The following is a 24,377-nucleotide window of genomic DNA, read 5'->3' as shown; positions in this document are numbered from 1 at the left end:
AAGGTCAGTGCTGCGGAAGGTCGACGAGCCCGGCCAGGTCGGCGCGGTGGGCGGCCGGCGTCCCGAGTGCCAGCTGGTCGGACTTGGCGCGCTTGAGGTACAGGTGCACCCCGTGCTCCCAGGTCATACCGATGCCGCCGTGCAGTTGCAGGGCCTCCTCGGCCGCGTGCACCGCGACGTCGGAGCAGTAGGACTGCGCGACCGCCTGCGCGACGGGCGCGTCGGGGTCTCGCGTGGCCAGCGTGTCCGCCGCGTACCGCGCCGCGGCCTGCGCCTGGGTGACCTCGAGGTAGAGGTCGGCGAGCCGGTGCTTGATCGCCTGGAACGAGCCGATCGGCCGGGCGAACTGGATGCGCGTCTTGGCGTACTCCACGGTGGTCTCGAGGCACCACTGCGCGAGGCCCAGCTGCTCGGAGGCGAGCAGGGCGGCACCCGCGGCCAGCGCGGCATCGACGGCCGCGACCGCGGTGTCGCCCTCGGCCAGCACGCGCCCCTCGCCCGTCGGCGCGACCGATGCCAGCGGCCGACTCATGTCGAGCGAGGTCAGCGCCGCGACGTCAGCGGTCTCGTGCAGCACCAGCTGCACGGTCCCGTCGACCGAGGTCGGCACGACGAACAGGTCGGCACCGAGGGCGCCGGCGACCGGAGCCGTGACTCCCTCCCCCGCCGACCAGGCGCCGGCACGGGCCGACCAGGGCAGGACGAGGACGGCCCGTCGGTCGCCCGAGGCCAGCTGCTCCAGGACGTCCTGCGCCTCGACGGCCAGCAGCGCGGTCGTCGCGATGACGGCGCTCTCCAGGAACGGGACCGGCGCCACGGCGCGGCCCAGCTCCTCGAGCACGACGGACGCCTCGCGCGCGCCGGCACCCGCGCCGCCCCACTCCTCGGGGACCAGCAACCCGGCCAGGCCGAGGTCGCCCGCGAGGGCGGACCAGGCAGCCGAGACGTCGGTGTCCGGGGCGTCGTAGAGCGCCGCCACGGTCGCGGGATCGACGGTGCGCTTCAGTGCGCCGCGCACGCTCGAGCGCAGCGACTCCTCGACGTCCGAGTAGAGAAGTTCAGTCATCGCGGCACCTCATTGAAGGGAACGCCCTTGTCGGGGCGGTGGTCGGCGGGCAGGCCCAGGACACGCTCGGACACGACGTTGCGCATGATCTCGGACGTCCCGCCCTCGATCGAGTTGCCCTTGGCGCGCAGGTAACGGAAGCCCGGGCCGCGGCCCAGGAAGCTGGCCGAGCCGGTTCGCACCATCGTCCAGTCGTCGTACTGCAGACCCGCGTCGGGATCGAGCTCCAGGGCGAAGCCCGAGACCTGCTGGGCCTGTTTCGCAAACGCGAGCTTCATCGCCGAGCTCTCGGGGCCGGGCTGGCCCACCGCGAGCTGCTGACGGAGTCGCTCGCCGGCCAGGCGGGTCACCTCGGTCTCGACCCACCAGGACATCAGCCGGTCGTGCTCGGCCGCGGACCGCACGGACGGGTCGCGCCGCCAGCGCTCGGTGACGATGCCGATCTGTCCGGCCTCGCGATCCGCGCCGCTGCCGATCGCCACGCGCTCGTTGTTGAGCGTCGTCGTGGCGACGCGCCAGCCGGCGCCGACCGCACCCACCCGATCGGTGTCCGGGACGCGGACGTCGCTGAGGAAGACCTCGTTGAACTCGGCCTCACCGGTGATCTGGCGCAGCGGACGCACGTCGACCCCGGGGTCGCTCATGTCGACCACGAAGTACGACAGGCCGGCGTGCTTGACGACCGTCGGGTCGGTCCGTGCGACGAGGATCGCCCGCTGGGCGTTCTGGGCGCCGGAGGTCCAGACCTTCTGGCCGTTCACGATCCAGGTGTCGCCGTCGAGCACGGCTCGGGTCGCCACACCGGCCAGATCGGACCCGGCGCCGGGCTCACTGAAGAGCTGGCACCAGACCTCCTCGCACGTGAACAGCGGTCGCAGGTAGCGGTCCTGCTGCTCGGGCGTGCCGAAGGCGATGAGAGTCGGGGCCGCCATGCCCAGGCCGATGCTGTTCAGGCCGAGGTCGGGCGCCGGTGCTCCGGCTTGGGCGAGCAACTGCTCGACGACCTGCTGCTCGTCGCGAGGACGACCCAGCCCGCCGCGCCCGACGGGGAAGTGCACCCACGCCAGGCCGGCGTCGAAGCGGGCGCCGAGGAACTCGACGGGGTCGACGGTCTCGAGGTCGAAGCGGGCCAGCAGGGCCGCCACCTCCGCGCGCACGTCAGTCACGCGTGGCCACCTTCCGCAGCTCGTGGCGCGCCAGGGCGTTCTTGTGCACCTCGTCGGGTCCGTCGGCGAAGCGCAGCGTGCGCACCTGGGCGAACCACTCGGCGATCGGGAAGTCCTGGCTCAGGCCACCGCCGCCGTGGACCTGGATGGCCTTGTCGACGATCCACTCCACCGTGCGGGGCGCGGCGATCTTGATCGCCTGGATCTCGGTGTGCGCGCCCTTGTTGCCGACCGTGTCCATCAGCCAGGCGGCCTTGAGGGTCAGCAGTCGGATCTGCTCGATCTTGACGCGCGACTCCGCGATCCAGTCGCGGACGACACCCTGCTCGCTCAAGGGCTTGCCGAAGGCGACGCGGTCGTTGGCGCGCGCGACCATCAGCTCGAGGCTGCGCTCGGCGATGCCGATCAGACGCATGCAGTGGTGGATGCGTCCGGGCCCGAGACGGGCCTGGGCGATCGCGAAGCCCTCGCCCTCGCCCGCGATGAGGTTCGAGACCGGCACGCGCACGTCGGTGAAGACGACCTCGGCGTGGCCACCGTGATCGCGGTCGTCGTAGCCGAAGACGCGCATGCCGCGCTTGATGTCGACGCCGGGGGTGTCACGGGGCACGAGGATCTGGGACTGCTGGCGGTGACGCGACGCGTTCGGGTCGGTCTTGCCCATGACGATCATGATCTTGGCGTTCGGGTTCATCGCACCCGAGATGAACCACTTGCGGCCGTTGATGACGTACTCGTCGCCGTCGCGCACGATCGAGGTCTCGATGTTCGTCGCATCCGAGCTGGCGACGGCCGGCTCGGTCATGGCGAAGGCCGAGCGGATCTCACCGGCCAGCAGCGGCTCGAGCCACTGCTTCTTCTGCTCGTCGGTGCCGAACATGCTCAGCACCTCCATGTTGCCGGTGTCCGGCGCGGCGCAGTTCGTGGCCGTGGGGGCGATGTGCAGGCTGCGGCCCATGATCTCGCACAGGGGCGCGTACTGCAGGTTCGTCAGGCCGGCGCCCTCGGCGCCGGGGTGGAACAGGTTCCACAGGCCGCGCTTCTTCGCCTCGGCCTTCAGGCCCTCGATCACCGGCGGCGGCGACCACACGTCGGGAGCAGCCTCGAGCTGCTCCCAGAAGGTCGCCTCGGCGGGATAGATGAACTCGTCCATGAACGAGGTCAGGCGCTCGATCAGGTCGTTGGTGGTGGCGTCGTAGGCAAATTCCACGGGAGTCTCCCAAAGGTGAATTCAGATTCAACTCAGGCTAGCGCGTGGGTGGCTCGGTGGCAATGGTCCGCGACAGCGGGGATCACGGATCGACGGCCGCCCCGGGCGGATTCATCCCGAGCGCGTTGAACCACAGCTTGGTGGAGGTCTCGACCATCGCGTCGACGTCCCACTCCTCCCCCAGCGCGAAGGAGTAGTACGCCAGGCGGCTCACCATGCTGGCGAGGGCACGGGACGTCATGAGCGGCTCCAGGCTCGGGTCGGCCATCCCGGACTCCTGCATCGACTCGACCCAGCGCGCGACCCGGTCGGTGAACACCTTGGAGCGCTCCAGGCGCAGGACGCGGAAGTCCGGGTTGATCGTGGCGACCTGCTCGAGCAGGACCATGAGCTTCGCGTTGCGCCGGTACGCCTCGAAGTAGGCGCGGTTCGACGCCTCCAGGACCGCGGCGATGTTCTGCGGATCCTCCTCCACCCGCGGCAGGCCCGGGTGGAGCATGTCGTCCTGGGCGACCTGCAGGACGGCGGTGAAGACCTCGTCCTTGCCGTCGAAGTACGTGTAGAACGTCCCGATCGACGTGCGGGCCTCCCGGGCGATGTCCGTCAGGCGCGAGTTGATGAACCCGTCGCGCTCGAACACCCGCCGCGCCGCCGCGACCAGGGACTCGCGGGTCCGCTGGCCGCGCGCGGTCACGGGCAGCGCCCGGACCTGTCGCTCGTCGACCAGCGAACCCGCCTCGTGCCCCTCGGGCAGCCCGCTAGCGGGACTGCTCACCGACCGGCTTCAGCACGGAGAGGACCGGCGGGCCGGCGATGAGGTCCTGGAGAACCTCACCGAAGGCGACGAACTCGGCGGACTGGCCGTGGCGACGCAGGGCGTCACCGTCGACGTACTCCTCCAGCAGCACGTAGTCCACCTCGGACCGGCTGACCCGCTGCAGGTCCCAGCGCGTGCAGCCGGGGTCGGCGAGCATGCCCGGGCGGGCGGCGGCGACGGCCGCCTCGAAGTCGGCCGTGCGGTCCTCGCGGACCGTGACAGCCGCGGTCACGTTGATCATGCGGTTCCTCTCGATCGGTGGTCAGCGCCGGCCGAAGGTCGGCGTGCGCTTCTCCACGAAGGCGCGGACCGCGCCGATGTGGTCCTCGGTCAGGCCGGTCGCCTTGTGCAGGGGCACCTCGGCGTCCATGCTCTCCTCGAGGCTCACGCGGGGCGCGCGGTCGAGGTTGTCCAGCATGTACTCATAGGCCAGCGCCGGTCCGTTCGCGAGCTGCTCGGCCAGAGCGCGCACCCGGGCGTCGAACTCGTCCTCGGGCACGACCTCGTTGAGCAGGCCGAGCGAGCGGGCCTCCTCGGCGCGGACCCTCGGGTTCAGCAGCATGAGCTCACGCGCCTTCACCGGCCCCACGATGTCGTTGAGCAGCCACGCCACGCCGAAGTCGCCCGACAGCCCGACCGCGCCGAACGCCGTCGCGAAGACGGCCCGCTCGCTGCCGATCCGGAAGTCGGCCGCGAGGGCCAGGCCCAGGCCGGCGCCGGCCGCAGCGCCCGGGATCGCCGCGATCACGGGCTTGCGGCTGCGGTAGATCTTGGCGACCGTCGCGCGCTGAGCCTGCCGCTGGGCCTCGACGGCCGCGGCGTCCACCTCGGTGCTGCCGCCGCCCTCGCCACCCTTGGCGTCGAAGTCCTGCACGTCGCCGCCGGAGCAGAACGCCTTGCCGGCGCCCGTGATGACGATGACGCCGACCTCCGGCGACTCCTGCATGGCGTCGAGCAGGGACTCCAGTCCCGCGACCATCGCGTCGGACAGCGCGTTGCGGCGATCGGGACGGTTCAGCGTGATGGTGCCGATGCCGTCATCGACCTGGCCGTAGACGTCGTCCTCGGTGCTGGTGCCGCCGATGAGCTGCGCGGACATCACGCGACCTCGAAGAGGCCCGCGGCGCCCATGCCGCCACCGATGCACATCGAGATGACGACGTACCGGACGCCGCGGCGCTTGCCCTCGATGAGCGAGTGGCCCACGAGGCGTGCGCCGGTCATGCCGTACGGGTGACCGACCGAGATCGCCCCGCCGTTGACGTTGTAGCGCTCCGGATCGATCTCCAGGGCCTCGCGGCAGTACAGCGCCTGCGACGCGAAGGCCTCGTTCAGCTCCCACAGGCCGATGTCGTCGACCGTGAGCCCGTGGTTCTTGAGCAGCTTCGGGATCGCGAAGACCGGCCCGATGCCCATCTCGTCGGGATCGCAGCCCGCGACGGCCATGCCGCGGTAGACGCCGAGCACCTGGGCACCGCGCTGTTCGGCGACCTTGGCCTCCATCAGCACCGAGGCGGACGCGCCGTCGGAGAGCTGCGAGGCGTTGCCGGCGGTCACGCTCGACACCTGGGTCACCTGGCCGTCGGGCAGCACCGCGGACAGGCCGGCGAGCGACTCGCGGGTCGTCGACGGGCGGTTGCCCTCGTCCTTCGCCAGCGTCACGCGCTGCTCGCTGATCTGCTTGGTCTCGCGGTCCTGGACCAGCTGGACCGACTCGAACGGCACGATCTCGGCATCGAACCGGCCGGCCGCCTGCGCGGCGGCCGTGCGCTGCTGCGACAGCAGCGCGAACTCGTCCTGGGCGTCGCGGCTCACGCCGTAGCGCTCGGCCACGATCTCGGCGGTCTGCAGCATCGGCATGTACAGGTCGGGGCGGTGCTCCTCGAGCCACGGATCGTTCGCCCGGTGCCCGTTCATGTGCTCGTTCTGCACCAGCGAGATCGACTCCACGCCGCCACCGATCGTGATGTCCATGCCGTCGTGGACGATCTGCTTGGCCGCGGTCGCGATCGCCATGAGGCCCGAGGCGCACTGGCGGTCGACCGACATGCCGGCGACGGAGGTCGGCAGGCCGGCGCGCAGGGCGCCCTGACGCGCGATGTTGAAACCGGAGCTGCCCTGCTGCATCGCCGCGCCCAGGACGACGTCCTCGACCTCGGAGCCGTCGATGCCGGCCCGCTTCACGGCCTCGGCGATGGCGTGACCGGCGAGTTGCTGGGCCTGGGTGTTGTTGAACGCCCCGCGATAGGCCTTGCCGATCGGGGTGCGGGCGGTCGAGACGACCACAGCCTCTCTCATGGACGTGTCCTCTGCTCGAGATCAATGGGAAATAGTGCTCGCGCCCGGGGCGCGATGGAGCTAACATGAATCTTACTTCAGTTTCAACTTTGGCTGGGGTCCGCCCGATTGTCAACCGCGCCTCGTGCGCAGGAAGCGAGCCGGGACGCCGATGTCACCGAACACCACGCGTCGCCGGGCCGACCGCCCGACGCGGACGTCCGGCGCGGCCTTGGTCTGCGTCCTGGCCCTGCTGTCCACCGTGACCGCGCTGCTGCAGACGATGGCGGTCCCCGTGCTGGGCAAGATGAGCCGCGACCTCGAGGTCTCGACCGCCGCGATCGGATGGGTCGTCACGATCAACCTGCTGGCCGCGGCGGTCCTGACCCCGGTCCTGAGCAAGTCCGGCGACCTCCACGGCCGCCGCCGCCTCGTGCTCGTGGTCGTCGTCGCGGTCGCCGCCGGATCGCTGCTGGCCGCCGCGACCTCCTCCTACTGGCTGCTGCTGGTCGCCCGCGCCGTGCAGGGGGCCTCGTTCTGTCTCTTCCCGCTGTCCGTGGGAATCCTGCGCGACCACCTCGCGCCCCGGCGGCTGCCGCTGGGCTTGTCGTTCCTGACCGGTGCGATCAGTGTCGGCGCCGGAGCCGGACTGGTCCTGACCGGCATCCTCACCCACGGCGACCGCGACTACCGCAACATCTTCTGGTTCACGCTGACCGTGGCACTGGTGCTGCTGGTCCTGGCCCTCGTGGTCATTCCCCGCGATCGCCCCCACCGCACCGGCCGCGTCGACTGGACCGGCGGGTTCCTGCTGGGCGTCGCCCTGATCCTGCTGCTGCTGGCCATGACCCAGGGCAACGACTGGGGCTGGGCGAGCGTCACGACCGTCGGCTGCCTCGTCGGCGCGGTCGTGACCTTCGCCGTCTGGCTCACGGTCGAGAACCGGGTGCGTGAGCCGCTGGTGCCGATCGCGATGCTGCGCGACCGGACCCTGGCATCGGCCAATGCGATCGGTTTCTTCATCGGCTTCGGGATGTTCCTGATCTTCCTGGCGATCACGGCGCTCGTCCAGGTTCCCGAGAGTCACGGACACGGGTTCTCGGCCTCGGTGCTCGAGACGAGCCTGGTCTACCTGCTCCCGGCCGCGAGCATCGGCATCATCGCCTCCCCGCTGGGCGGCATGTGGGTCAGCCGGTTCGGCGGTCGCGCGACACTGCTCGTCTCCTCGGTCGTGGGCCTGCTCGGCTACCTGCAGCTCCTGGCGTTCCACGACCGGGCCTGGCAGGTCATCATGGGCGGCGTCATCACGAACGCGGCCTTCAGCATGGGCTTCGCCGCCGTGCCCGCCGTCGTCACCGCCGTCGTCCGCCCTCACGAGACCGCACTGGCCAATGCGATGGCCTCGATCACCCGGTCGGCCGGCAGCGCCCTCGGCAGCGCACTGGTGGTCGCCCTGATCGCCGGTCACCTGATGCCCGACGACCACCCGCACGAGTCGGTGTTCGTCATCGTCTTCTCGATCGGCGCGGCGACCATGGCGCTCAGCATTCTCATCACCGCCGTGGGCATCCCCCGCCGGCAGGACGTGGCCGCGCAGACGACCGGCCGCGACCCGCGACCCACCCCCTGACCGGACCCGCGAACGACGAAGCCCCCGACCGTCCGCGGTCGAGGGCTTCGTCGTCGGGTCGATCAGGTCGCGGGACGAGTGATCTTCAGGGCGTTCGCCCACAGCTCGGTCAGCGAGTCGACCATCTGGTCGATCGTCCAGTCCTCGCCCAGCACGAACCGCGAGTACGCCGCGCGCGCCACCATGCCGGACAGGAACGAGGCCGCCATCATCGGATCGATGTCGGCCCCGGCCACGCCGTCCTGCTGCATCTGGCGGATGCTCTTGGCATTGCGACGGACGAACGACTCGCCGCGCTTGCGGCGCAGCTCGCGGAACCCCTCGTCGATGCTGGCGACCTGCTCCAGCAGCCGCATGAAGCTCGCGAACCGCTGGTACGACTCCAGGTAGGCGCGGTTCGCCTGCCGGATCATCTCCACCGGGTCGTCCCCGCTGGTGACGGCACGGACGTCGGGGTGGAGCATCTCCTTCTCGACCTCGCCCAGCACGGCGGAGAAGATCTCCTCCTTGCTGTCGAAGTACGTGTAGAAGGATCCGGCCGAGATGCCCGCCTCGGAGGTGATGTCCACCAGCCGCGCATCGAGGAACCCGTCGCGCTCGAAGACGACGCGTGCGGCGTCGACGAGCTTGGCGCGGGTACGCAGGCCACGCGGGGTGGTGGGCAGGTCGCGGGACGTCGCTTCCCCGGAGAACCCGGCCGAGCGACGGTGACGCGCCGCACTCTCTGGCGTGCTACTCATGGGTTACATGCTACGGGAATTTGACGTCAAGTTCGGGTCATCCGGCCTCGACGAGGCGCCCCAGCGATTCGGCGACCGCGACCGGCTTGTCGAAGCCCTCGCGCTCGAACACCTGACGGGCACGCACCTGGACGCCGCCGGGCACGTGGTCGACGGCGATGACCTCGGTGGTCATGCGCACGCGCGAGCCGATCGGCAGCGGTGCCGGGAAGCGCACCTTCTCGTACCCGTAGTTCAGGCTGTGCGTGAAGGCCTCGAACGAGATCAGCGAGTACGAGAACGCCGGCCCGAGCGACAGGCTGTACAGCCCGTGCGCGATCGTCGTGCCCAGCGGGCTCTGGGCGGCCCGCTCGGGATCGACATGGATCCACTGGTGGTCGCCGGTCACGTCGGCGAAGGCGTCGACGCTCTCCTGCGTCACGTCGTGCCATTGCGTGGGGCCGATCGTCCGTCCGATGAGCGCCTCGAGCTCGGCGACGTTCTGGGGGCGGACGGGGAGCTGGGTCGTGTCGGTCATGTCTGTCCTTCGTTGCAGGGTGTGGTGGGAAATCGGTAGGGGTCAGCGTCCGCGCCAGACGGGCGCCCGGCGCTCGGCGAACGCGGTCGCCCCCTCGCGGGCGTCCTCGGACGTGCTCACGCGCTCCATGACGGGCTGCTGGTGCTTCCAGCCGTCGGCCATCCCCCAGTCGGCGGCGTTCTCCAGGACGTACTTCGAGCCCTCGAGAGCCAGCGGGGCGTTGTCGACCAGCTGGGCGGCCAGCGCGAGCGCCTCGTCGAGCGCGTGGCCCGGCTCGGCGACGCGGTTCACCAGGCCGACCTGGTGGAGCCGCTCGACCGGGAGGTGGTCTCCGGTCAGGGCGATCTCGGCGGCCACGTGGTACGGGATGCGCTGCGCGAGCCGCAGCAGGCCGCCGCCGGCCGCGATGAGCGACCGCTTGACCTCGGGCAGGCCCAGCTTCGCGTCGGAGGCGGCGACGATCAGGTCGCAGGCCAGGGCCATCTCCAGGCCGCCGGCGACGGCGAACCCCTCGATCGCGGCGATCAGCGGGGTCTTCGGTCCACGCTCGGCGAAGCCGCCGAAGCCGCGGTCCTCGAACGTGGGGAAGTCGCCCTCGAGGAACGCCTTCAGGTCCATGCCGGCACTGAAGCCACGGCCTTCGCCGCGGATGATGCCCACGGCCAGCGCGGGGTCGGCGTCCAGGTCGTCCAGGATCGCGGCCATCTCGCGGGCGACCTGACCGTTCACGGCGTTGCGGGCGTCGGGCCGGTTCAGGGTGATGAGCAGGGCTCGACCGTCCAGGACCTTCTCGGCGAGTACGACTGACATGGTGCTCCTTGCGCTTCGTGCTGCGGATGGGAAAGGAAGTGGGCACCCCGGCTGCGCCGGGGTGCCCACCGGTCTCACTCGACCGCGCGGATGGTCCGCAGGTCGACGATGCGATAGCTCGCGTCGAACGTCAGGTTCTTCGTGAAGTAGTTCGTGACGGGCCACATGAGCGGGACGAGGTCGGTGTCCTTGAGCAGCGCGGCCTCGGCACCGGCCCAGTACTCGCACCGCTTCTCGCCGGTCGCCGCCGGTGCCAGCTTCGTGAGCCGGTCGAACTCCTCGTTCGTGATGCGGCCGAAGTTGTAGGAACCGCCCTCACCCAGGTTCGAGCTCATCTTGGTCACGAGGGGGTAGGCGTGCGGCGCGGGCGACTGGAAGGGGAAGACGATGATGTCCCAGTCCCCCTCGTCGCCGTAGACGATGCCGCCGGCCTGCGCCTGCGTGCCGTTGGTGACCTCCACCTTGATCCCGATCTTGCGCAGCGCGTCCGCGACATAGTCCGGGCCGGAGTTCTGCAGGTCGTAGCCGAGCAGACGCAGCGTGAGCTCCTTGCCGCCGGGGCCGTAACCCGCGGCCTTCAAGTCGGCCTTGGCCTGGTCCGGGTCGTACTTGACCCCCAGCTCACCGTTCTTCTCGTCGTAGCAGTCCATGTTCGGGGTGATGATCGTGTGCATCGGCTCGCCGAGGTCGTACGACGCCGCCTTCGTGTAGTCACCGGCGTCGATCGCCTGGGCCACCACACGCCGCAGGGCCTCGTCGGCCATCGGCTCACCGTCACGCTGGTTGAACGTGAGCGAGTCCGCCTGGAACGTCTTGCCCTGGATCGGCTTGGTCTTGGCCTCCAGCCGCTGGGAGTCCCGGCCCGTGATCGCGGCGATGTCCGTCTCGCCGGTCTCGAAGAGGTTGGCCCGCGTGGAGTCCGACGTGACGACCCGGATCGAGATCTTCTCCGGGACGTCGCCGGGCTCGACCGTCGGCGAACCCCAGGCCTCGAGCTCGTAGGCGTCACCGCGCTTGAGCGTGGTGATCTTGTAGGGGCCCGAGCCCTGCGGGGCCGACGCGAGCGCGTCGAGGTCCTTCAGGCCCTTCGGGCACACGATGAAGGCCTGCGTCAGCCCGTCGAGCAGGTCGGAGTGAGGGTCGTTGACCTCGATCGACAGGGTGTCCGCCTCGTCGTCCGCGGCGATCTCCTTGATCCCCCCTGCCCCGAAGAGCCGGCCGGTGAAGATCGACCCCGTCTTCGGGTCGGCGAGGCGCTTGAGCGAGTTCGCGACGTCGGTGGGCAGCAGGTCGGTGCCGTCGGAGCACTTCAGGTCCGGCTTCAGGTTGAAGTCAATCCGCGTGGCCGTGACCTTCCAGTCGGTGGCCATCGAGGGCCCGTACTCGTTGGTGGTCAGGTTGCGCCGGACGAGCGTGTCGTAGACCGCTTCGTACATCTGCATGGCGCCCTGATCGGCGGCCGTGAGCATCGGGTCGAAGGTGTCGACGTCGTTGCGCAGGTCCATGGTCACCTGCTTCGGAGCCTCCCCGGCGACGTTGTCGCCACCCTCGGCGGAGCCGCCACATGCGGCCAGGACGGAGGCCGACAGCACCATCAGGCCGAGGGCGCCCACACCTCGGCGCAGGGATCGATTTCGGGGAGCAGTCATGATCAACCTTTCGGACGTGAGCCTGAAGACGACTTCAGTTTCTTCTGACCTGAGTGTGACCCAAGTCACGAGAGATATCAATACTGAATTCAGTTTCATTTCAGACCATGAGAAGGCCGGTCCGCCGGGGCACGAGGCCCGGGCGAACCGGCCTGATCTCGTCGAGGACTCAGCCCTTGACGCGGATGGTGCGCAGATCGGTCGTGCGGTAGCCCGTCTCGAAGGTCAGGTCCTTCGAGAAGTAGTTCGCGATCGGCCACATCATCGGCACCACGTCGGTGCGCTCGAGCAGGGCCGCCTCGGCCTTGCTCCAGTTCTCGCACCGCTCGTCCCCGGTGGAGGCGGGTGCCAGCTTCGCGTAGCGGTCGAACTCCTCGTTGTGGACCCGGCCGAAGTTGTACGACCCGCCCTCACCGAGGTTCGAGCTCATCTTCGTGACCGCCGGATACAGGTGCGGCGCGGGGGCGTTCATCGGGAAGACCATGACGTCCCACTCCCCCGCGTCGCCGTAGACGACACCGGCCGCCTGGGCCAGCGTGCCGTTCGTGATGTCGACCTTGATGCCCAGCTCGCGCAGGGCGTCGGCGACGTACTCCGGGCCGGAGTTCTGCAGGTCGTAGCCCAGCAGGCGCACCGACAGCTCCTTGCCACCGGGGCCGTAGCCCGCAGCCGACAGGTCGGCCTTCGCCTGGTCCTTGTCGAACTTCAGGCCGATCTCGCCGTTGCTCTCGACGTAGCAGTCCATGTTGGGCGTGGCGAGCGTGTCGATCGCCTCGCCGACGTCGAAGGACGCCGCCTTCGTGTAGCTCGTGGCGTCGACGGCCTGGGCCACGACGCGACGCAGTCGCTCGTCGGCGAACGGGGCGCCGGGACGCTGGTTGAACACGATCGAGTCGGCCTGGAACGCCTTGCCCTGGATCGGCTCGATGCTCGCCTCGAGGCGCTTGGAGTCGCGCCCGATGACGCTGACGATGTCCGCGTCACCGGTGTCGACGAGGTTGGCGCGGGTCGAGTCGGACGTGACCACGCGGTACGTCAGTTGGTCCGGCACGCTCTCGGGATCCTCGAGGGCGGGCGAACCCCAGGCCTCGAGCTCGTAGGTGTCGCCGCGCTTCATCGACGCGAGCTTGTAGGGGCCTGATCCTTGGGGCGTCGTCGCCAGCGCCTCGGTGTCGGCCAGGCCCTTCGGGCAGACGATGAACGCTGCGGCCATGCTGTCGATCAGGTCGGTGTGCGGCTCGTTGACCTCGACCGAGACGGTGTTCGCCTCGTCGTCGGCCACGATCTGCTTCACGCCGCCCGCGCCGAAGAACCGGCCGGTGTAGATCGAGCCGGTCTTCGGATCGGCGAGCCGCTCCAGCGACTTCTGGATGTCCGTGGGCAGCAGGTCGGTGCCGTCGCTGCACTTCAGCCCGTCCTTGAGCGCGAAGTCGATCTTCGTCGGGGTGATCTCCCAGGAAGTGGCCATCGCCGGCTCGTAGTCGCCGGTCTTCCAGTTGCGACGCACGAGCGTGTCGTACAGCGCCTCGTACATCTGGACGGCGCCGTTCTCGGCGGCCGTCAACATCGGGTCGAAGGTGTCCACGTCATTGCGCAGCACCATCGTGACCTGCTCGGGCGTCTCGCCCGACGCTCCGCTGCCGGAGCTGTCCCCGCCGCCGCAGGCGGCCAGGACGGATGCGGCCAGGGCCGCGACGGCGGCCGTGGCCAGGCCACGGCGCCGGGTGGAGCGGCGCGTCGCGCCGACTCGCTCGTTGAACTTCATGTCAACCTCTCACGTACTCAATTTCGAACATCAACAGGTGGGGGGTGCCCGTGATCCTCAGAGTCCGACGGCGCGTGCCTCGAGATCGGCACGGGCCAGCAGGGCGTCGATCAGGTCACTGGAGATCTGGCCGGTGACGGCGGTGTTCCGCGGGTCGTCGATCGACCGGCGCAACACGCCCTCGGCGATGATCGCGATCTTCCACAGGCCCAGGACGTACCAGAAGCCGATGGCCGACACGTCGCGTCCCGTGCTCTTGGCGTACTGGGCCACGAGCTCGTCGCGCGACGGGAATCCCGGCAGCGTCGGACCCTGGAAGCCGGTGAGGATCTCGTCGTCGGCCTGGGGCCAGTACGCCAGCAGTCCGCCGAGATCGGCCAGCGGATCACCCAGGGTCGACAGCTCCCAGTCCAGGACCGCCGTGACGCGACCCGCACGGGGGTCGGTGATCACGTTCATCAGGTGGAAGTCGCCGTGCACCAGCGAGACCTCGCGCTGCTCGGGCACCTGGGCGGTGAGCCGTTGCGCGAGATCGGCGACGATCGGCAGGTCCCGCGTGCGGGACTGCTCCCACTGGCGGTGCCAGCGGCGCAGCTGGCGCTCGGCGTAGGGCGCGTGGCTGGCCAGGTCGGCCAGTCCGGCTGCGGCGAGATCGACCGCGTGGACCGATCCCAGCGTCGAGGCCAGCGACAGCCCGATGGCGCGCCGGGAGTCCTGGGGCACCGTCTCGATGGCCTCGATGCTGTCCAGCACCCGACCGTCGACGAAGTCCATGAGCATGATCGGCGCGTCCGTCACCGCCGGGTCCTTCGTGAACCCGTGGATCGCCGGCACCGGGACCCCGGTGCCCTGCAGCCCGGACATGATCCGGTGCTCGCGCTCGACGTCATGGGCCGATGCCAGAAGCTTGCCCAGCGGAGGACGGCGCAGGATCCACCGGTGCCCGACGGCATCGGTGACCAGGAAGGTGAGGTTCGACTGCCCCGCGCCGACCCGTCGGAACTCGATCGGGCCCTCGGCCCCGATCCCCAGGGAGGCGATCCAGCGAGCGACGGGCTCCGTCGCGATCAGCTGTGTCACGACGCGCTCCTGCCGCTGGAGACACGCGTCCCCTCCGCCAGGACCGCACCGCGGTCGAGCTGGCGCTTGAGGATCTTGCCCGTCGAGCCCTTCGGCAGCTCCTCGACCTGCTGGTAGACCCGCGGCACCTTGTAGGGGGCCACCCGCTCCTCCAACCACTCGCGCAGACGTGCGGCGTCCACCTCGCGCCCGGGGTGCGGGGCGAAGACGACGGCAATCTCTTCGCCCAACCGGTCGTCGGGGACACCGATGACGGCGACCTCGCGCAGGTCCGGATGTGTGTAGAGCACCTCTTCGATCTCGCGCGGGTACACGTTGTAGCCGCCGCGGATCACGAGGTCCTTCTTGCGGTCGACGATCCACACGTCGCCGTCCTCGTCCTGCTTGCCGATGTCGCCGGTCAGGAACCACTCGCCGCGCATGACCTCCGCGGTGGCTTCGGGACGGCGCCAGTAGCCCTTCATGATGACCGGGCCCGCGACGGCGACCTCGCCGTGGACGCCGGGCTCGACCTGACGGCCGTCCGGGTCCATGATGCAGGCCTTCAACCGCGGCAGTGCGGGGCCGACGGAGCCCTCCTTGCGCCGGACGCTGAGCTTGGCGGACGTGGCCGCGCCGGTCGTCTCGCTGAGGCCGTAGCCGTCCAGGACGCGGCAGCCGAAGCGCTCGCGGAACGCGTCGGCGACCGCGAGCGGCAGCGCGGCACCACCGGACAGGGCGTGCGTCAGGCCCGCCAGGTCCTCGCGCGAGACGTCCACGTCGGCGTGCAGCATGGCGTTCCACATCGTCGGGACACCGGCCAGGACCGTCAGGCGGTGCGCCGCGGCCATCTGCAGGAGGCCGGGACCGCTGAAGGGACGCAGCAGCGACAGGCTCGCGCCGACAGCGAAGGTGCTGGCCATGACGCAGACCTGGCCGAACACGTGGAACAGCGGCAGCGCCGTGCCCACCCGGTCCGAACTGTCGCTCTCCAGGGCGCCGGCGATGATTTCGGCGCAGGCCACGATGTTGCCGTGGGTCAGCTCGGCGCCCTTGGGCTTGCCGGTGGTCCCCGACGTGTAGAGCAGCACCGACGTGTCGTCCTCGGCCATGGGCCGGGGCAGCTGCAGATCGGGCGAGACGTCGATATCGACGTCCCCCGCCTCGAGCACCCACAGGTCGATCCCCGTCGCCTCGGCGGCCCGGCGCGCGACGTCCTGCGTCTCGTGCCAGGCGATCGCCAGCGCGCACTCGGCGTCCGTGAGGAAGTACTCGAGCTCGGCCGCGGTCGACGTCGAGTTGACCGTCACGCCGATGGCGCCGATCGCCGCGACGGCATGGTGCACGACGACGAACTCCTGCGACGTCGGCGCCACGAGCAGCACGCGGTCTCCCGCCGAGATGCCGGCCCGGTCCAACCGCGCCGCCCAGGTGGCGATGAGGTCGCGCAGCCGCCCGTACGTCCACGACTCGTCAGCGACCCGCACGGCGATCGCGTCGGGGGTGTTCTCGGCGTGACTCCACAGTCGGTCAACGGTGTTCATGCATGAGCTCCTTGTGCTCCGCCTCGGAGCGTTCGATGGGTTCGGTCAGCTGACGGCGAGGTCGTGGCGCGAGCGCCAGCGACTGCCGCCCAGCGTGGGGACGGCGGCGAGCAGGGCCTTGGTGTACTCCTGCTGCGGGGACTCGAAGACCTGGTCGGCCGTGCCGGCCTCGACCATCTCGCCGTGGCGCATGACGTACACGTGGTCGGCCAGGTAGCGGATGACCGACAGGTCGTGCGAGATGTAGAGCATCGAGACGTCGAGCTCGCGCTGCAGCTGACGCAGCAGGTTGAGGATGCGCGCCTGGACCGAGACGTCCAGCGACGCGGTGACCTCGTCGAGGATCATGAGCGACGGCTCGAGCGCGAGCGCCCGGGCGATCGACACGCGCTGCAGCTGCCCGCCGGACAGCTGGTGCGGGTAGCGGCGGACGGCCGCCTTCGGCACGCCCACCTTGTCGAGCAGGTCCAGCGCCGCGTCGGCGCACTCGCGTGACGTGATGCGCTTGCCCGTGGCGACGCTGACCGCCTCCTGCACGGCCATCGCGATCTCCATGCGGGGGTTGAGCGACGCGTGCGGGTCCTGGAACACCAGCTGGGCACGGCCGCGCAGGTGGCGCAGCGCCCGGCCCTTGGGGTTCGTGACGTCCTCGCCGTCGAGCAGGATCTTGCCGTGCGTCACCGGCGTCAGGCCGATGGCGGCGCGGGCGATCGAGGACTTCCCCGAGCCGGACTCGCCCACGAGGCCCACGGTCGAGCCGGTCGGCACGGTGAGGTCGATGCCCTTGACGGCCGTGAACGGCGGCGGTCCGGGGTACGTCACCTCGACGTTCTGGATCTCAAGCATGGTTCATCTCCCGTTCGACGTCGAACTGCCCGTCCTCGATGGTCACGAGATCCTCGCTGCGGTCCGTGTTGAGATCGGGGACCGCGCGGATCAGGCCCTGTGTGTAGGGGTGATCGGGGCCCGAGAGCAGCTTCGCCGTGGTGAGGTCCTCGACGATCTCGCCGCGGAACATCACGATGATCCGGTCGCACACCTCGGACAGCAGCGAGATGTTGTGCGAGATCAGCAGCACGGCGCTGCCCTTGCGGTCGTTCAGGTCGCACAGCAGCTGCATGACCTGCGCCTGCACCGTCACGTCCAGTGCCGTGGTGGGCTCGTCGGCCAGGATCAGACTCGGCTCGCCCATGAGGCCCATCGCGATCATCGTGCGCTGGCGCATGCCGCCGGACAGCTCGTGCGGGTACTGCTTGAGTCGCTTGGCCGGCTCGGTGATGTGCACGTCCTCGAGGCTGCGGATCGCCAGGGCCCGCGCCTCCTTCTTGGACAGGCCCCGGTGCTCGCGCACCGTCTCGATCATCTGGGCGCCGATCTTGCGCGCCGGGTTGAGCGAGGACATGGGGTCCTGGAACACCATCGCGAGGTTGGTGCCCAGCACGGTCCGCAGCTCGCGGTCCGACCCGTTCAGCAGGTCGTGACCGTCGAAGTCGACCCGGTCGGCGGTCATCGTCAGGCCCTGGGGCAGCAGCCGCGACACCGCGAGCGACGTCAGGGTCTTGCCGCTGCCGGACTCGCCGACGATGCCGACGATCTCGCCGCGGTCGAGGTGGAACGAGACGTCCCGCACCAGCGGCGGCGCCTCGTCGCCGTTCTCGATGCTGATCGAGAGGTTGCGCACGTCCAGCAGGCGGTCGTCGTTCACGGGAGCGTCGTTCATGGGCGTCCCTTCCTGAGTTCGGTCTCCATGGCGGGGTCGATCGTGATCTCGGGCGTCTCGGCCAGCGCCTTGGCGCGGTTGCGCCGGAACCGCGAGCGGAACAGGCTCGGCCGCTCGTTCCACAGCACCGGGTTGACGGCGCGGGCGAGGGCGTCACCGAAGAGGTTGACCGCCAGGCCGGTGATGAGGATCAACGACGCCGGCACGAGGGCGGCGTACGGGTTGAGGTAGAAGTTCTTGACCCCGTCGGTGAGCATCTGGCCCCAGTCGAACTGCGGGGACTGGATACCCAGGCCCAGGAAGCTCAGCGAGGACATCGCCATGATCCCCTCGGCGACGGTCGTGAACGTCACGATGACGAGGCTGTCGGCCACGTTGCGGCCGACGTACCGGCGTCCGATGCCCGACTTGTTGACGCCGACGACCCGTGCTGCGGACATGTAGTCGCGCACCATCACCGAGTCGACCAGGCTGTACGTGAAGCGGGCGAAGTGCGGCGTGAACGCCACACCGATCGCGAGCACGGCGCCCTTCGCGCCGACGCCCACGATGGCCACCACGACGACGGCCAGCAGGATGTCGCCGAAGCCCATCATCGTGTCGATGACGGTGGCGCCGACCTTGCGGACGCGCGGACTGCCGGCGGCGATGAGGCCGCCGATCAGGCCACCGACGATCATCGCGAAGAAGACCGCGGCGGAGGCGTAGAGGATGGACAGCCGGGTCGCGGCCAGGGTGCGGGTGAAGATGTCGCGACCCAGGGCGTCGGTGCCCCAGCGGTGGTCCGCGGACGGCCCTTCGCTCGAGCGCGCCATGTTGCTGACGACGGCCTGGTCGCCGAACCCGTTCGGGCCCATGATGACCAGCACGGTCAGGCCCAGCAGGATCAGGCCCGAGATGATGCCGGTCGGGCTGGACAGGAACGCGCGGACCATCTGGCGCGTGGTGCCGTGGCGGTTCGTGCTCATCGGCCGGCCTCCATGGTGCGGGGATCGACGATCCCGAGGATGACGTCGACCAGGGCGTTGACCAGGACCACGGAGAGCCCGAGGAGCAGGACGATGCCCTGGACGACCGGGTAGTCGCCGACCAGGACGCTGTGGACCAGCGTCGTGCCGAGCCCGAGGCGGGCGAAGACCTGTTCGACGATGACCGCGCCGCCGATCAGGCTGGCGAAGGTGACGCCGCCCATGGCGAGCATGGTCGTGATCGAGTTGGGGAAGACGTGGGAGAGGTAGAGCTTGCGCGTCGGCAGTCGCTTGCTGCGTGCCGTGCGGACGTACGGGGACTCGAGGACCTCCAGGGTCCGCACCCGCACGAGGCGGGCGATCGACGCGGCCGGACGGACCGCGATGGCCACGGCCGGCAGGATCGCGGCCTCGATCGATCCTGATCCCGCGACCGGCAGAAGCTGCCACGTCACGGCGAACAGGAAGGCCAGGAAGGTCGCGATGAGGTACTGCGGGATCGAGGCCATCGCGCCGGTCGATCCACTGAAGATGATCTCGAACCAGCGGTGACCGTTGCGGGTCAGGACCGCGCCGATGATGCCCAGGGGCAGGCCCACGAGCAGGATCAGCGCCATGCCGATGACCGCGAGCTGCGCGGTGGGTCCGATCTTCTGAGCGATCTCCGACGTCACCGGCTGGTTGGTGGCGAAGGACGTGCCCATGTCGCCACGGAACAGACCACCGACGTAGTCGAGGAACTGGCGGTACATCGGCTGGTCGAGACCGAGCCGCTCGCGGGCGACCTCGACCGCCTGCTCGTCCGCGTCCATGCCGGCCACGAGGCGCGCGGGGTCACCCGGGGCCAAGTGCATCATGAGGAACGTGAGGGTGGTGATCGCCACCAGCACGAAGGCGAGCCGGACGAGCCGGGACACCAGGAACCGACGCCACTTCATGTCACTTCGTCTCCATCAGCATTGATCGTTCTTTTCCTGGGATCGGCGGGATGGGAGGCCACGCTGGGCGTGGCCGGGCGTGCGGGCGGTCCAGGGACCGCCCGCACACACCGGTGGCGCTCAGGCGCGGGACAGCTCGGCTTCCATGCGGCGCAGCTCGACACGCGCGATGGTGCGCTTGTGCACCTCGTCCGGGCCGTCCGCGATCCGCAGGGTGCGCTGGTGCGCGTAGAAGCTGGCCAGCGGGAAGTCGTCGGTGACGCCGCCGCCGCCGTGGACCTGGATGGCCCGGTCGATGATCTTCAGCGCGATCTCGGGCGCCGCGACCTTGATGGCCGCGATCTCGGTACGAGCCTTCTGGTTGCCCACGGTGTCCATCAGGTACGCCGTCTTGAACACCAGCAGGCGGATCATCTCGATCTCGATGCGCGCCTCGGCGATCCAGTCCTGGATGTTCGAGCGCATCGCCACGGGCTGACCGAACGTCGTGCGGCTCTGCGCGCGGCTGATCATCAGGTCGAGCGCGCGCTCGGCCATGCCGATCGAGCGCATGCAGTGGTGGATGCGGCCCGGGCCGAGGCGGGCCTGGCTGATCATGAAGCCGTCGCCCTCGCCGGCCAGCAGCGCGGTCTTGGGGACGCGGACGTCCTCGAACAGGATCTCGGCGTGGCCCTCGCGGTCCATGTAGCCGAACACCGGCAGGCCACGGACGATCGTGACGCCCGGGGCGTCGATCGGGACGACCATCATCGACTGCTGACGGTGGGTCTCGGCCTCGAGGTTGGTCTTGCCCATGACGATGAGGACCTTGCAGTTCGCGTGCAGCGCGTTCGACGCGAACCACTTGCGCCCGTTGAGGACGTACTCGTCGCCGTCGGCCACCATGCGCAGCTCGACGTTGGTCGCGTCCGAGCTGGCCACGGCCGGCTCGGTCATGCAGAACGCCGAGGCGATCTCACCGGCGAGCAGCGGCTTGAGGTACTTCTCCTTGTGCTCCTCGGTGCCGAACAGCTGCAGCACCTCCATGTTGCCGGTGTCCGGGGCGTTGCAGTTCATGGCCTCGGGGGCGATGTAGGGGCTGCGACCCATGATCTCGGCGAGCGGCGCGTAGTCGAGGTTGCTCAGACCCGGCGAGCCCCAGGCCTCGTCCTTGTGGGGGTGGAACAGGTTCCACAGGCCGCGCTTGCGCGCCTCGGCCTTGAGCTCCTCGAGGATCGGCGGGTGGAAGTTCGGATCGCCGGCCTCGGCCATCTGCCGGTGGTAGACGGCCTCCGCCGGGTAGATGTGCTCGTCCATGAAGGCGAGCAGCTTCTCCTGGTACTCCTTGGCAGTGTCCGAGAGTTCGAATTGCATGTCAGCTCCTTGGCTGTTCGGTGGGTCGCGTTCGAGCGCGATGATCAGGCGAGTGAGGCTTGGTAACGGCGCATCCCCGCGAGCCAGCGGTCGATGTCGCCGGTCTTGCGGGAGGCGAAGACCTTCACCTCGGGGTGGGGCAGGATGAGGAACTCCTCGGCCGCCATGGCCCGGAGCACGATCGCGGCGACCTCGTCGGCCTCGAGCACGCCGCCGGCGTCGGTGACGGCCTTCGCGGCGCGGCGCTGCGTCTCGTTGGTGACGGGTCCGCCGCCGGTGAGCATGTCGGTGTTGACGCCCATGGGGCACAGGCAGCTGACGGCCACGCCCTGGTCGCCGTACGTGATCGAGAGCCATTCGGCGAACGCGACGGCACCGTGCTTGGAGACCGAGTAGGTCGCCGAGCCGATCTGCGTCAGCAGGCCGGCTGCCGAGGCGGTCGAGACGAAGTAACCCTGTCCCCGCTCGATCCAGCCGGGCACGAGCAGGCGGGCCGCGCGCACGTGCGCCATGACGTTGACCTGGTGCGCGAGGTCCCACTCCTCCTCGGAGGCGTCCAGGGACACTCCCCCGCCGACCCCGGCGTTCGCGAAGTAGACGTCGACCGGACCGAAGGACTCCTCGGCGGCGGCGATCAGCTTCTCGATCTGCTCGGTGCGGGACACGTCGCCGGCGACCGCGACAGCGGATCCGGGGGTCTGCGCGTTGAGGCGGGCCGCCACGGAGTCGACACCGTCGGCCTTGAGGTCCGCCAGGACGACCCGGGCGCCGGCCGTGACCAGCGCCTCGGCCAGAGCGGCTCCGATGCCGCCACCGGCTCCGGTGACGACGGCGACCTTGCCGGTGATGTCCATGCTGCTCCTTGTGTCGGAAGGGGTCGGGGTGACGTGGTTCACACTCTAACCTGAAGTCGGGCTCAAGTTCAAGATTAGTTTTCGGCGCGGAGATCGTCGACCGGGAGGGAGAGCAGATCCGCGAGGTGCCCGATGGTCCGTTCGGCACTGCGGTGCACGACGCCGCCCAGCCCCAGCGCGTGTGCGGCGCGCACGTTGATCGCCAGGTCGTCGACCATGAGCGCCTCGGCGGGTGAGACGTCCAGCCGCTCGCAGGCGATGCGGTACAGCGCCCGCGACGGCTTGCGGACCCCCTCGCGACCCGAGATGACCTGCACGTCGAACAGCTCGTCGAGGTCGTGCCCCGTGTAGCAGTCCCGGCCGAGGGAGTTCGAGACGAGGGCGACCGCGACGCCGTGCTCACGCAGGCGCTCGACGGCGGTGCGCATCGCGACGTCACGTTCGAGGCCACGCTGCATCGCGGCGATGAGGCCGTCCGGCTCGATCTCGACACCACGGGCCGCCAGCGCACGCGCCACGGCCGCCTCGAACTCCTCGTCCTCGATGCGGCCGCACTCGTGCTCGACGAGCGCCGCGCTCGCGGCCTCGTCCTGCGCCACGACCTGCAGCAGCAGGTCGGGGTCGCCACTGATCTCGAGGCTGCACCGGGCGAACGACTCGAACACGCTGGTCGTCAGCACTCCCCCGAAGTCGAACAGCACGGCGCGCGGCGGCGCCTCGGAGGCGAAGACGTCGTCCTGCTCGGCCCGCGCCGTCGCCGAGGTCATCGCGCGCGGACCGCGGCGCGGGCGATCTCGAGCAGGGCGTCCTTGTCGATGGCGCGCTTCTGGATCTTGCCCGTGGCGCCCTTGGGCAGGGTGTCGACGAAGGAGTAGACGCGCGGCACCTTGTAGGCCGAGAGCCTCTCTTTGGCCCAGGCGCGCAGCTCCTCGCCCGTCGTCTCGTGACCCGGCGCGAGAGCGATGACCGCGGCGATCTCCTCGCCGTAGTGGTCGTCGGGGATGCCCACCACGGCCACCTCGACGATGGCCGGGTGCTCGTAGAGCACCTCCTCGACCTCGCGGGGGTACACGTTGTAGCCACCGCGGATCACCAGGTCCTTCACCCGGTCGACGATCGTCAGGTAGCCGTCGGCGTCGAGCGATCCGAGATCGCCGGACTTCAGCCACCCGTCGACGAGCTCGCTCGCGGTCGCCTCGGGCCGGTTCCAGTACCCCTTCATGACGGTCGGCCCCTTGATGAAGACCTCGCCCACCTCACCGGGCGGCAACACCGCGCCGGTGGAGTCCCGGACCTCGATGACGGTCCCGGGCAGCGCGGGACCGGTCGTGCCGGTGCGCTGCTCGCGACGTAGGTCGTTGAAGGTGGCGGCACCGGTCGTCTCGGTCAGGCCGTAGCCCTCGAGGATCGTGCAGCCGAAGCGCTCGCCGAAGGCCCGGATGACCTCGACGGGCAGCGAAGCGCCGCCGGACGTGGCCATCCGCAGCGAGGCGAAGTCCTCGGGGGTGAAGTCACCCTGCGCGTGCAGCATCGCGTTCCACATGGTCGGCACACCCGAGAGCGTCGTGAGCCGATCCGCACGGACCATCTCCAGCATCTTCACCGGATCGAACGGACTCAGCAGGGAGAAGGACGCCCCCACCGCGAGCGCCGTGTTCATGCACACCGCCTGCCCGAAGACGTGGAACAGCGGCAGCGCGGTACCGAACCGGTCGTCGTCACTGAGCTCCAGGACGGGCATGAAGGAGTCCACGGTCTCGACGAGGTTGCCGGCCGTCAGCTCGGCACCCTTGGGCCGACCGGTCGTGCCGGACGTGTAGAGGATGATCGCGGTGTCGTCGGGCTCGTGCTCGTGGGCCTGCATCAGGGGCTCGGCCTCGATGGTCACGCCCGGGTCGAGCTGCCAGAACGGGATCCCGCGCCGCTCGGCCGCCGTGCGCGCAGCTTCGGCGCACTCGTGCCAGGCGATGACCAGCGACGCGTCGCAGTCGTCGAGGACGTAGTCGATCTCGGGAACCGTCGACATGACGTTCATCGTCGTGACGGTCACCCCTGCCGCGTGCAGGCCGTAGTAGACCTCGGGGAACTCGGGGATCGTCGGCGCGATGAACAGCACCCGATCGAGAGGTTGCAGGCCGGCGGCACGGACGGCGCCGGCGACCCGCCGGTTCGTCTCGCGCAACTGCTCGAACGTGATCGTGCGGGGCGACCGGACGGCCACCCGGCCCGGCTCGGAGTCGGCGTGGGCCCAGACGCGGGAAACGATGTTGACCATGTCGTCCTTCGATCGCAAC

The 24,377-nt window shown here is 69.8% G+C and carries 23 protein-coding genes; 1 reads left to right on the top strand and 22 read right to left on the bottom strand.

Annotated features, from left to right (window positions below; genetic code table 11):
* Positions 1 to 4: 4 nt before the first annotated feature.
* From H9L21_RS02655 to H9L21_RS02625, 7 genes are all read right to left on the bottom strand, one after another.
* On the bottom strand, positions 5 to 1,066 hold the full coding sequence (locus H9L21_RS02655; RefSeq protein WP_154595804.1) for an acyl-CoA dehydrogenase family protein: 1,062 nt from the start codon (positions 1,064 to 1,066) through the stop codon (positions 5 to 7).
* Positions 1,063 to 2,232: an acyl-CoA dehydrogenase family protein gene (locus H9L21_RS02650; protein WP_187411731.1), complete on the bottom strand. Its 1,170-nt coding sequence runs from the start codon at positions 2,230 to 2,232 to the stop codon at positions 1,063 to 1,065. Before H9L21_RS02650 ends, H9L21_RS02655 begins: the two co-directional genes overlap by 4 nt.
* On the bottom strand, positions 2,225 to 3,442 hold the full coding sequence (locus H9L21_RS02645) for an acyl-CoA dehydrogenase family protein (RefSeq protein WP_187411730.1): 1,218 nt from the start codon (positions 3,440 to 3,442) through the stop codon (positions 2,225 to 2,227). Before H9L21_RS02645 ends, H9L21_RS02650 begins: the two co-directional genes overlap by 8 nt.
* An 82-nt stretch (positions 3,443 to 3,524) precedes the next feature.
* On the bottom strand, positions 3,525 to 4,217 hold the full coding sequence (locus H9L21_RS02640) for a TetR/AcrR family transcriptional regulator (protein ID WP_222865828.1): 693 nt from the start codon (positions 4,215 to 4,217) through the stop codon (positions 3,525 to 3,527).
* Positions 4,201 to 4,500: a putative quinol monooxygenase gene (locus H9L21_RS02635; RefSeq protein ID WP_154595805.1), complete on the bottom strand. Its 300-nt coding sequence runs from the start codon at positions 4,498 to 4,500 to the stop codon at positions 4,201 to 4,203. Before H9L21_RS02635 ends, H9L21_RS02640 begins: the two co-directional genes overlap by 17 nt.
* A 21-nt stretch (positions 4,501 to 4,521) precedes the next feature.
* Positions 4,522 to 5,358, bottom strand: a complete 837-nt coding sequence (locus tag H9L21_RS02630; protein ID WP_154595806.1) for an enoyl-CoA hydratase-related protein — start codon at positions 5,356 to 5,358, stop codon at positions 4,522 to 4,524.
* A complete protein-coding gene (locus tag H9L21_RS02625; RefSeq protein WP_154595807.1) occupies positions 5,358 to 6,557 on the bottom strand; it encodes an acetyl-CoA C-acyltransferase in 1,200 nt (399 codons plus the stop codon). Before H9L21_RS02625 ends, H9L21_RS02630 begins: the two co-directional genes overlap by 1 nt.
* Positions 6,558 to 6,708: 151 nt before the next feature.
* Between H9L21_RS02625 and H9L21_RS02620 the strand changes: the two genes are divergently transcribed.
* Entirely contained in the window at positions 6,709 to 8,166 is a 1,458-nt protein-coding gene (locus H9L21_RS02620; RefSeq protein ID WP_154595808.1) for an MFS transporter, read from the top strand.
* Between the two features lie 62 nt (positions 8,167 to 8,228).
* Here H9L21_RS02620 and H9L21_RS02615 read toward each other — a convergent pair whose 3' ends face one another.
* The 15 genes from H9L21_RS02615 to H9L21_RS02545 form a co-directional block, all read right to left on the bottom strand.
* Complete coding sequence (locus H9L21_RS02615) at positions 8,229 to 8,906, bottom strand: TetR/AcrR family transcriptional regulator (protein ID WP_154595809.1); 678 nt, start codon at positions 8,904 to 8,906, stop codon at positions 8,229 to 8,231.
* A 37-nt stretch (positions 8,907 to 8,943) separates the two neighbouring features.
* Positions 8,944 to 9,423: a MaoC family dehydratase gene (locus H9L21_RS02610; protein WP_154595810.1), complete on the bottom strand. Its 480-nt coding sequence runs from the start codon at positions 9,421 to 9,423 to the stop codon at positions 8,944 to 8,946.
* A 42-nt stretch (positions 9,424 to 9,465) separates the two neighbouring features.
* Positions 9,466 to 10,233: a crotonase/enoyl-CoA hydratase family protein gene (locus H9L21_RS02605; protein WP_154595811.1), complete on the bottom strand. Its 768-nt coding sequence runs from the start codon at positions 10,231 to 10,233 to the stop codon at positions 9,466 to 9,468.
* Positions 10,234 to 10,307: 74 nt separating this feature from the next.
* Positions 10,308 to 11,882 carry an ABC transporter substrate-binding protein gene (locus H9L21_RS02600; protein ID WP_187411729.1) on the bottom strand — a complete coding sequence of 525 codons (1,575 nt, stop codon included), beginning with the start codon at positions 11,880 to 11,882 and terminating at the stop codon, positions 10,308 to 10,310.
* Positions 11,883 to 12,051: 169 nt separating this feature from the next.
* Positions 12,052 to 13,647, bottom strand: coding sequence for an ABC transporter substrate-binding protein (locus H9L21_RS02595; protein WP_154595813.1), 1,596 nt, complete (start codon positions 13,645 to 13,647; stop codon positions 12,052 to 12,054).
* A 57-nt stretch (positions 13,648 to 13,704) separates the two neighbouring features.
* Complete coding sequence (locus tag H9L21_RS02590) at positions 13,705 to 14,727, bottom strand: phosphotransferase family protein (RefSeq protein ID WP_187411728.1); 1,023 nt, start codon at positions 14,725 to 14,727, stop codon at positions 13,705 to 13,707.
* Complete coding sequence (locus tag H9L21_RS02585; RefSeq protein ID WP_154595814.1) at positions 14,724 to 16,250, bottom strand: class I adenylate-forming enzyme family protein; 1,527 nt, start codon at positions 16,248 to 16,250, stop codon at positions 14,724 to 14,726. The genes H9L21_RS02590 and H9L21_RS02585 overlap by 4 nt, the downstream gene beginning before the upstream one ends.
* A 45-nt stretch (positions 16,251 to 16,295) precedes the next feature.
* On the bottom strand, positions 16,296 to 17,096 hold the full coding sequence (locus H9L21_RS02580; RefSeq protein WP_154595815.1) for an ABC transporter ATP-binding protein: 801 nt from the start codon (positions 17,094 to 17,096) through the stop codon (positions 16,296 to 16,298).
* Positions 17,089 to 17,970 carry an ABC transporter ATP-binding protein gene (locus tag H9L21_RS02575; RefSeq protein ID WP_154595816.1) on the bottom strand — a complete coding sequence of 294 codons (882 nt, stop codon included), beginning with the start codon at positions 17,968 to 17,970 and terminating at the stop codon, positions 17,089 to 17,091. Before H9L21_RS02575 ends, H9L21_RS02580 begins: the two co-directional genes overlap by 8 nt.
* Positions 17,967 to 18,938, bottom strand: a complete 972-nt coding sequence (locus H9L21_RS02570) for an ABC transporter permease (protein ID WP_154595817.1) — start codon at positions 18,936 to 18,938, stop codon at positions 17,967 to 17,969. Before H9L21_RS02570 ends, H9L21_RS02575 begins: the two co-directional genes overlap by 4 nt.
* Positions 18,935 to 19,876, bottom strand: coding sequence for an ABC transporter permease (locus H9L21_RS02565; RefSeq protein ID WP_154595818.1), 942 nt, complete (start codon positions 19,874 to 19,876; stop codon positions 18,935 to 18,937). Before H9L21_RS02565 ends, H9L21_RS02570 begins: the two co-directional genes overlap by 4 nt.
* A gap of 120 nt (positions 19,877 to 19,996) precedes the next feature.
* Positions 19,997 to 21,229, bottom strand: a complete 1,233-nt coding sequence (locus H9L21_RS02560) for an acyl-CoA dehydrogenase family protein (RefSeq protein WP_154595819.1) — start codon at positions 21,227 to 21,229, stop codon at positions 19,997 to 19,999.
* A 44-nt stretch (positions 21,230 to 21,273) separates the two neighbouring features.
* Positions 21,274 to 22,083, bottom strand: a complete 810-nt coding sequence (locus H9L21_RS02555) for an SDR family oxidoreductase (RefSeq protein WP_154595820.1) — start codon at positions 22,081 to 22,083, stop codon at positions 21,274 to 21,276.
* A gap of 74 nt (positions 22,084 to 22,157) precedes the next feature.
* Complete coding sequence (locus H9L21_RS02550; protein ID WP_154595821.1) at positions 22,158 to 22,850, bottom strand: HAD family hydrolase; 693 nt, start codon at positions 22,848 to 22,850, stop codon at positions 22,158 to 22,160.
* On the bottom strand, positions 22,847 to 24,358 hold the full coding sequence (locus H9L21_RS02545; RefSeq protein ID WP_154595822.1) for an AMP-binding protein: 1,512 nt from the start codon (positions 24,356 to 24,358) through the stop codon (positions 22,847 to 22,849). Before H9L21_RS02545 ends, H9L21_RS02550 begins: the two co-directional genes overlap by 4 nt.
* Positions 24,359 to 24,377 lie beyond the last annotated feature (19 nt).

Origin of the sequence: Aeromicrobium senzhongii (assembly GCF_014334735.1) — a bacterium.
Classification (GTDB): Bacteria; Actinomycetota; Actinomycetes; order Propionibacteriales; family Nocardioidaceae; genus Aeromicrobium; species Aeromicrobium senzhongii.
Note: the sequence above shows the minus strand (reverse complement) of the source record. Positions and strands in the feature narration are given on the sequence as shown.

Excerpts from the sequence above, each read along its gene's own strand:
- H9L21_RS02600 (WP_187411729.1), bottom strand. The coding sequence starts at position 11,882 with ATGACTGCTCCCCGAAATCGATCCCTGCGCCGAGGTGTGGGCGCCCTC.
- H9L21_RS02630 (WP_154595806.1), bottom strand. The coding sequence starts at position 5,358 with ATGTCCGCGCAGCTCATCGGCGGCACCAGCACCGAGGACGACGTCTAC.
- H9L21_RS02550 (WP_154595821.1), bottom strand. The coding sequence starts at position 22,850 with ATGACCTCGGCGACGGCGCGGGCCGAGCAGGACGACGTCTTCGCCTCC.
- H9L21_RS02620 (WP_154595808.1), top strand. The coding sequence starts at position 6,709 with ATGTCACCGAACACCACGCGTCGCCGGGCCGACCGCCCGACGCGGACG.
- H9L21_RS02570 (WP_154595817.1), bottom strand. The coding sequence starts at position 18,938 with ATGAGCACGAACCGCCACGGCACCACGCGCCAGATGGTCCGCGCGTTC.
- H9L21_RS02595 (WP_154595813.1), bottom strand. The coding sequence starts at position 13,647 with ATGAAGTTCAACGAGCGAGTCGGCGCGACGCGCCGCTCCACCCGGCGC.
- H9L21_RS02635 (WP_154595805.1), bottom strand. The coding sequence starts at position 4,500 with ATGATCAACGTGACCGCGGCTGTCACGGTCCGCGAGGACCGCACGGCC.
- H9L21_RS02575 (WP_154595816.1), bottom strand. The coding sequence starts at position 17,970 with ATGAACGACGCTCCCGTGAACGACGACCGCCTGCTGGACGTGCGCAAC.
- H9L21_RS02560 (WP_154595819.1), bottom strand. The coding sequence starts at position 21,229 with ATGCAATTCGAACTCTCGGACACTGCCAAGGAGTACCAGGAGAAGCTG.
- H9L21_RS02610 (WP_154595810.1), bottom strand. The coding sequence starts at position 9,423 with ATGACCGACACGACCCAGCTCCCCGTCCGCCCCCAGAACGTCGCCGAG.
- H9L21_RS02625 (WP_154595807.1), bottom strand. The coding sequence starts at position 6,557 with ATGAGAGAGGCTGTGGTCGTCTCGACCGCCCGCACCCCGATCGGCAAG.
- H9L21_RS02555 (WP_154595820.1), bottom strand. The coding sequence starts at position 22,083 with ATGGACATCACCGGCAAGGTCGCCGTCGTCACCGGAGCCGGTGGCGGC.
- H9L21_RS02585 (WP_154595814.1), bottom strand. The coding sequence starts at position 16,250 with ATGAACACCGTTGACCGACTGTGGAGTCACGCCGAGAACACCCCCGAC.
- H9L21_RS02545 (WP_154595822.1), bottom strand. The coding sequence starts at position 24,358 with ATGGTCAACATCGTTTCCCGCGTCTGGGCCCACGCCGACTCCGAGCCG.
- H9L21_RS02615 (WP_154595809.1), bottom strand. The coding sequence starts at position 8,906 with ATGAGTAGCACGCCAGAGAGTGCGGCGCGTCACCGTCGCTCGGCCGGG.
- H9L21_RS02565 (WP_154595818.1), bottom strand. The coding sequence starts at position 19,876 with ATGAAGTGGCGTCGGTTCCTGGTGTCCCGGCTCGTCCGGCTCGCCTTC.
- H9L21_RS02605 (WP_154595811.1), bottom strand. The coding sequence starts at position 10,233 with ATGTCAGTCGTACTCGCCGAGAAGGTCCTGGACGGTCGAGCCCTGCTC.
- H9L21_RS02580 (WP_154595815.1), bottom strand. The coding sequence starts at position 17,096 with ATGCTTGAGATCCAGAACGTCGAGGTGACGTACCCCGGACCGCCGCCG.
- H9L21_RS02655 (WP_154595804.1), bottom strand. The coding sequence starts at position 1,066 with ATGACTGAACTTCTCTACTCGGACGTCGAGGAGTCGCTGCGCTCGAGC.